7 protein-coding genes are annotated in these 6,261 nt (G+C 70.3%); 5 read left to right on the forward strand and 2 right to left on the reverse strand.

The genetic code is table 11. The features are described 5' to 3' along the window. Nucleotides 1–32 precede the first annotated feature (32 nt). The 3 genes from H5411_RS45640 to H5411_RS45650 all read left to right on the forward strand — a co-directional run bounded on the left by H5411_RS45640 (nt 33) and on the right by H5411_RS45650 (nt 2,221). Nucleotides 33–302, forward strand: coding sequence for a hypothetical protein (locus H5411_RS45640; protein WP_043840156.1), 270 nt, complete (start codon nt 33–35; stop codon nt 300–302). 40 nt (nt 303–342) lie between these two features. Beyond that, nucleotides 343–957, forward strand: coding sequence for a GPR1/FUN34/YaaH family transporter (locus tag H5411_RS45645; RefSeq protein ID WP_183127922.1), 615 nt, complete (start codon nt 343–345; stop codon nt 955–957). A gap of 61 nt (nt 958–1,018) precedes the next feature. Beyond that, a complete protein-coding gene (locus tag H5411_RS45650) occupies nt 1,019–2,221 on the forward strand; it encodes an NAD(P)/FAD-dependent oxidoreductase (protein WP_183127923.1) in 1,203 nt (400 codons plus the stop codon). A 55-nt stretch (nt 2,222–2,276) separates the two neighbouring features. On the opposite strand, the gene H5411_RS45655 is transcribed toward H5411_RS45650, so the two are convergent. Next, nucleotides 2,277–2,909 (reverse strand): MBL fold metallo-hydrolase, encoded by a 633-nt coding sequence (locus tag H5411_RS45655; RefSeq protein ID WP_182891567.1) that lies wholly within the window; start codon nt 2,907–2,909, stop codon nt 2,277–2,279. Continuing rightward, nucleotides 2,903–3,988: an S-(hydroxymethyl)mycothiol dehydrogenase gene (locus H5411_RS45660; RefSeq protein WP_183127924.1), complete on the reverse strand. Its 1,086-nt coding sequence runs from the start codon at nt 3,986–3,988 to the stop codon at nt 2,903–2,905. Before H5411_RS45660 ends, H5411_RS45655 begins: the two co-directional genes overlap by 7 nt. A 148-nt stretch (nt 3,989–4,136) precedes the next feature. On the opposite strand from H5411_RS45660, the gene H5411_RS48755 reads away from it, so the two are divergent. Together H5411_RS48755 and H5411_RS48265 are read left to right on the forward strand one after the other, a co-directional pair. Further along, nucleotides 4,137–5,390: a helix-turn-helix transcriptional regulator gene (locus H5411_RS48755; RefSeq protein WP_183127925.1), complete on the forward strand. Its 1,254-nt coding sequence runs from the start codon at nt 4,137–4,139 to the stop codon at nt 5,388–5,390. A gap of 454 nt (nt 5,391–5,844) precedes the next feature. Further along, on the forward strand, nt 5,845–6,261 hold a 417-nt coding region (locus H5411_RS48265), incomplete at its 3' end, for a helix-turn-helix domain-containing protein (protein ID WP_183127926.1).

The raw sequence follows: 6,261 nt of genomic DNA on the forward strand, positions 1-6,261 counted from the left end.
CACCCGCCCGATCGGAACAGAAGGGAGTCGGCGTGGAAGTCCAGAACCCAGCCGCGGGCAGCACTTACGGCTCATTGCTGCTGCAGGCCGCCGGAGTGCTGCGGCTGCGCTACGTGGAATGCCGGCGGGACACCAGCTTGTCCCCGGAGGCGGCGATCGAACTCGCGACCGTCTTCGAGGCGCTCGCCCAAGGCGAGCCCGCGTTCGACCAGATCGACCCGAAAGAAGCGATCGCACTGGCGAACCGGCTGATCGACGACGACCATCCGGAGCTTTCCCACCTGTGGCCCACGACCCGGTAACCCGTCCACGGATCATTCGCAACTCAACGAGGAGTACACGATGACGACTGCCGAAGCCACCGAAGCGCCCGCACGCGCCATTCCCGAGGGCGATCCCGCTCTGATCGGCGTGCCGACCTTCATCGTCGGCGCCACCGCGCTCGGCCTGGTGCTGACCGGCTACGTCCCGGCCGGCGCCGTCGGGGCCTCGATCGCGATCATCCTGCCCGCCACCGGCCTCGGCCAGCTCGTCGCCGCGGTATGGGCCGCCGCACAGGGCCAGAGCGCCGTCGCCTCCGTGTTCGGCATCTTCGCCGGGTTCTGGCTCAGCTACGCGGTGCTGGTGCTCGGCCTGACCCACAACTGGTTCGGCATCCCCGCCGACGCCGCGGTGTCCACCCAGGGGCTGTTCCTGACCGCCTGGCTGGTCATGATCGTCCTGCTGACACTGGCCAGCCTGCGGCTGCCCGCCGCGTTCACCCTGCTCTTCGCACTGATCGACCTCGCGCTCGCACTCGTGCTGTTCGGCACCGTGAACGGCTCTGCGAGCCTCACCACCGTGGGCGGATACGTCGTGTTCGCGTTCACCGCGGTCGGGGTGTACCTCTTCCTCGGCGCGATGTCCGCGGCGACGGGCGGCCGCTCGCTGCCGCTGGGCCGGCCGGTACTGAGCTGACCCGGGACGGGGCGGCCGCCCGGCCGCCCCGTTTTCGCGTGTACCGCAAAGGAGTTGATCTGTGACCTCGCCGACCTTCGTCGTCATCGGAGCCGGACTGGCTGGAGCAAAAGGGGCGGAAGCGTTACGGGACAAGGGTTTCGACGGGCGGATAGTCCTGGTCGGAGACGAGGAGCACCTGCCCTACGAGCGGCCGGCGCTGTCGAAGGACTATCTGTCCGGCAACGCCTCCCGCGACAGCCTGTATGTCCACGACGCGACCTGGTACGCCGAGCAGCGCATCGAGCTGCGCCCAGGAGTCCGCGCGACCGGCATCGACCGGACGGCGCATCAGGTGCGGCTTTCCGACGGCACCAGCCTCAGCTACGCGAAACTGCTTCTGGCCACCGGTGCCAGCCCGCGCACGCTCCCCGGTGCCACCGGGATCCACTGCCTGCGCCGTCTCGAAGATTCCGATTGGCTCAAGGGTTTGTTCACCACCGCCAGCAGCATGGTCGTGCTCGGCGCCGGCTGGATCGGGCTGGAGACCGCGGCCGCTGCCCGCCGAGCCGGGCTCGACGTGACCGTTGTCGAAGCACTCCCCCAGCCGCTGTTGCCCGCGCTCGGCCGCGAAGTCGCCGCTGTTTTCGCCGACCTGCACCTGCAGCACGGCGTCGATCTGCACCTCGGCGTCCAGGTCGACCAGGTCGAGCGAGGCAAGCGCGTCAAGCTCGCCGACGGCACCGTCCTCGAGGCCGACGCAGTCGTCGCCGGGATCGGCGCTCAGCCCAACACCGGCATCGCGCGCGCCTGCGGGCTGCGAACCGACAACGGCGTGCTGGTCGACGCGAGCCTGCGCACCAGCGACCCGGACATCTTCGCCGCCGGGGACGTCGCCAACGCCTACCATCCGCAGCTGGGCCGCCACGTGCGAGTCGAGCACTGGGCGAACGCGCTCAACCAGCCCGCGGTCGCCGCTGCCGGCATGCTGGGCAAGAACGACGTCTACGACGAACTGCCGTACTTCTACACCGACCAATACGACCTGGGAATGGAGTTCCTCGGCACGATCGACGGCTACGACCGCGTCGTGTTCCGCGGCGATGTGCCCGGCCGCGAGTTCATCGCCTTCTGGCTCAAGGACGACCGGGTCCTCGCCGGGATGAACGTCAACATCTGGGAAGTCACGGAGCCGATCAAGGCGCTCATCCACTCCCGCCGCCCGGTCGACCCGGATCGCCTCGCCGACCCCGACGTTTCGCTCGACCGCCTCGCGGCCCCCTGACCACGCGATGGCCGGGTTCCGTCCACCGTGGACGGAACCCGGCCTTCCGCTGTCCTCAATGCCCGCGGGCGATCCATTCCGACAAGTGCGGCGCCTCGTCGCCGATCGTCGTGGCGTCGCCGTGTCCGGTGTGGACCTTCGTGGCGGCGGGCAGTTCGAGCAGCCTGTCGCGGATCGACGAGACGATCGTCGGAAAGTCCGAAAAGGACCGTCCGGTGGCGCCTGGCCCGCCGGAGAACAAGGTGTCACCGGAGAACAACGCGCCTGCCTCGGGCAAGTACAGGCACACCGAGCCGGGCGAATGCCCCGGAGTGTGGACGACCCGCAGCTCCGTTCCCGCGACCGCGATCCGTTCTCCGTCCTGCACCGGCCAGAATTTCCGGTCCGGATGAGTCATCTCCCACAGCTCCTGGTCGCCGGGGTGCAGCAGCGCCGGCGCGTGGAGGTTCGCGGCCAGCGCCGGTGCGACGGTGACGTGGTCGTTGTGCCCGTGCGTGCACACCACGGCGACGACGTTCCGGCCGTCGACCGCGTCGGTGATCGCCTTCTCGTCGTGGGCGGCGTCCACGATCACGACCTCTTCGTCGTCTCCGACCAGCCAGATGTTGTTGTCCACCGCCCAGCTTCCGCCGTCGAGCTCGAAAACGCCGGAAGTGACTACACGCTCGATGCGCAGGCCGCTCACCAGACCACCACCGAGCGCAGCACGTCGCCGGCGTGCATCGCGTGGAAGGCCTTCTCGACGTCAGCGAGCCCGATGCGTTCGGAGACGAACTTCTCGAGCGGAAGCCGGCCCTGCCGATACAAATCGATCAGCATCGGGAAGTCGCGCTCGGGCAGGCAGTCGCCGTACCAGGACGACTTCAGCGCCCCGCCGCGGGAAAAGAAGTCGATCAGCGGCATCTCCAGGCGCAGGTCCGGCGTGGGCACGCCGACCAGCACGACCGTGCCGGCGAGGTCGCGGGCGTAAAACGCTTGCTGCCACGTCTCCGGACGGCCGACCGCGTCGATGACGACGTCCGCGCCGAACCCACCGGTGAGTTCCCGCACCGCCGCGACCGTGTCGGTTTCGGACGCGTTGACGGCGTGCGTGGCGCCGAGATCGTGTGCCCATTCGAGCTTCCGCTCGTCCCGGTCCACCGCGATGATCGTGGTCGCTCCCGCGAGCCGGGATCCCGCGATCGCCGCGTCGCCGACTCCCCCGCAGCCGATCACCGCGACCGAGTCGCCGCGGCCGACGGCGCCGGTGTTCACCGCGGCACCGAGGCCCGCCATGACCCCGCAGCCCAGCAGACCCGCCACGGCCGGGTCCGCGGACGAGTCGACCTTGGTGCACTGTCCCGCGTGCACGAGCGTCTTGTCGGCGAACGCGCCGATGCCCAGCGCGGGGGTCAGCTCGGTGCCGTCGGCGAGCGTCATCCGCTGGGCCGCGTTGAACGTGTCGAAGCAATACTGCGGGCGGCCGCGCTTGCAGGCCCGGCACTGGCCGCAGACCGCGCGCCAGTTCAGGACGACGAAATCGCCTGGCCGCACGGAGTCGACCCCGGCGCCGACGCTTTCCACCGTGCCCGCCGCCTCGTGCCCGAGCAGGAACGGGAACTCGTCGTTGATCCCGCCTTCGCGATAGGTCAGGTCGGTATGGCAGACCCCGCAGGCCGCCACCGCGACGACCACCTCGCCCGGCCCCGGATCCGGGATCACGATGTCCGTCAGCTCCACCGGACTTCCCTGCGAACGGGCGATCACCCCGCGTACCTGCTGTGGCATTCTTTCTTCCTTCGTGCCGAGCGACAAGCCATGCGCCAGAGCGCATACCGCCCCGACGCTAGTGCCGCGCCGAGCCGCCGCGACCCCGTCGTCCGGCGAGGAATTCCTGGTCTTCCGGCCAGGCGCCCGGCGGGTTACCCTGAGCCGGATGCCCGCCGACTCCACCGCCGCCGACCTGCCGGGGCTGCGCGACGTCGTCGACGGCCCGCTGCACGACATCGCCGGGCGGTTCTCCCGCCACCTCGCCGAAACCTGGCCGCACCGCGCGCTCGTCATCTTCACCCGGGAGTGCACCGGCCGGCCCCGCAAAGTCGCCGGCGACCCGGAGACGACGGGCAAGATCACGATCCCCGAACTCGAAGCGCTGAAGGCAGCCGTGCGGCCCGGCTCCGCGACGAGGACGACCGCACAGCTCGGCGGCGCGGCGCGGCCGGTGTGGTCCGTGCACGACCCCGGTGGCACCCTGCTGGTGCTGATCCCCCGCACGGCGCGGAAGCCAGTGCCGCGTCCGAAACTGCTCGCCGAACTTTTCGGCATCGTCGCGACGTCCATCCGGCAGCAGGTCACGCAAGCGAGCCCGGATTACCTCACCGAGTCAAGGGCGGCGTCGAGCGAACGCGCGCGCACGATCGTCGAAATGGCCGCAACGCAGGAAAGAACCCTCGTCACGGTCCTGAACGCGCTGCGGTCGGCCAAGCTGGACGCCGAGGGCGCCCGAGCCGCCGCCACCGACGCCGCCTCAGCCGCGCTGGTGGCTCTGCGGTCAGCCCACAAGACCGATCTCGCTCTGTCCGAAGAGCCGGTGCACACCGCCTTCGCCCGGCTGCGCCGGGAAGTACGGCAGGTTCTGCGCCACCACGACGCCGAGCTGGAATTCGTGGAGCCGCAGCCCGACGCGCGTCCGCTGTGCGGAGAGCTCGCGCCCGCCGCGCGAGCCATGACCTGCACAGCGGTCCTGGCGTTCACCGCCCAGCCGACGTTGACCCGGCTGCGCGTCGCGTGGTCCTGCGACGATTCTTCGCTGCGGCTGGACATCCGCGACCACGAGTCCGGACGCCTCGACGTCGACGCGCTGCACCTCCAGCTCGACGGACGCGCGAAGGCACTCGGCGGCACCGTCGAGGTCGACGCGGTGTCGGGCTGGGGAAGCCGGGTCTCGATCGTCCTGCCCCGCTCCCTCGCCCGGGACAGCACGGAGACCACCGGTCTCTCGCGACTCAACCGCCGCGAGCTGGAAGTCCTGCGGCACCTTGCCCAAGGACTGCGGAACAAGGCAATCGCCGAACGGCTCGACATCACGGAGAGCACGGTGAAGTTCCACGTGGCGAATGTCTTGAAGAAGCTGGAGATCGGCTCTCGAGGGGAGGCCGCGGTTCTGGCGTTGAACGCTGGGATCGCGTGAGCGCGTCCTCGTTGCCGCCAGACCGTCAGCTGCTCGTGAAAGATCCGCGCCTCGGCTACTGCGACTAGCCACCACAGCCGTGCGCGCAGGCGGCTTCAGGGGAGCCCGAGGGGCGGCGAGGCCGCGGGGTCGCGGAAATACCCGCGCGTGACGCCAACGGGTGGACATAGTTGCCGGCAAGCACGCCGACGCATGCTCGGTTGCGCCACGTCCGAAGCAGGTCGCCGACCGGGAACGGGCTCAATGCCAGGGACTTGAGGCGGCGCTGCCGGTGCCGTTGAGGCTCGTCTTGCCCAGGTCGAACGGGCGGGCCAGGGAGAGTGCCGCTCTTGGCGGGCGGGGCTCGCGCGGGGTTTGGTCGTCCGGGAGGGGAACCCTGACGGACTCTGATTCCCTCAGGGTCCCTTGGGGTCATGGGGTTGTTGCAACACCGTCTGGTTGGAGGGGGGTTGTGATGGCGGGGGTGCGGAAGTTCCGGTGGTTGCCGCGGTCGGTGCAGGTGGAGTTTTGGGAGCGGGTGCGGTCGGGGGTGGCGGTGAAGCCGGCGGCGTGGTCGGTGGGGATCGCCGCGCCGACGGGGGCGCGGTTGTTCCGCCAGGCTGGCGGGGTGATCGGGAATGCGCCCCGTCGGCCGGGGCCGGTGCGGTTGAGCCTGGCCGAGCGGGAGGAGATCGCGCGTTTGCGGGCGGCGGGCCACGGCGTCCGCGCGATCGGGCGGGCGCTCGGGCGGCCGGCGTCGACGGTGTCGCGGGAGCTGTCCCGCAACACCGGGTCCTCGGGTTACCGGGCCAGCAGCGCCCAGCACGCCGCGGAGCAGCGCGCGAAACGCCCCAAGGTCGCGAAACTGGCCGCCGACCCGGTGCTGCGGGAG

The organism is Amycolatopsis echigonensis (genome assembly GCF_014174495.1).
Lineage (GTDB): Bacteria > Actinomycetota > Actinomycetes > Mycobacteriales > Pseudonocardiaceae > Amycolatopsis > Amycolatopsis echigonensis.

Coding starts and splice junctions, on each gene's coding strand:
- H5411_RS45645 (WP_183127922.1), top strand. CDS start 343: ATGACGACTGCCGAAGCCACCGAAGCGCCCGCACGCGCCATTCCCGAG.
- H5411_RS45660 (WP_183127924.1), bottom strand. CDS start 3,988: ATGCCACAGCAGGTACGCGGGGTGATCGCCCGTTCGCAGGGAAGTCCG.
- H5411_RS48755 (WP_183127925.1), top strand. CDS start 4,137: ATGCCCGCCGACTCCACCGCCGCCGACCTGCCGGGGCTGCGCGACGTC.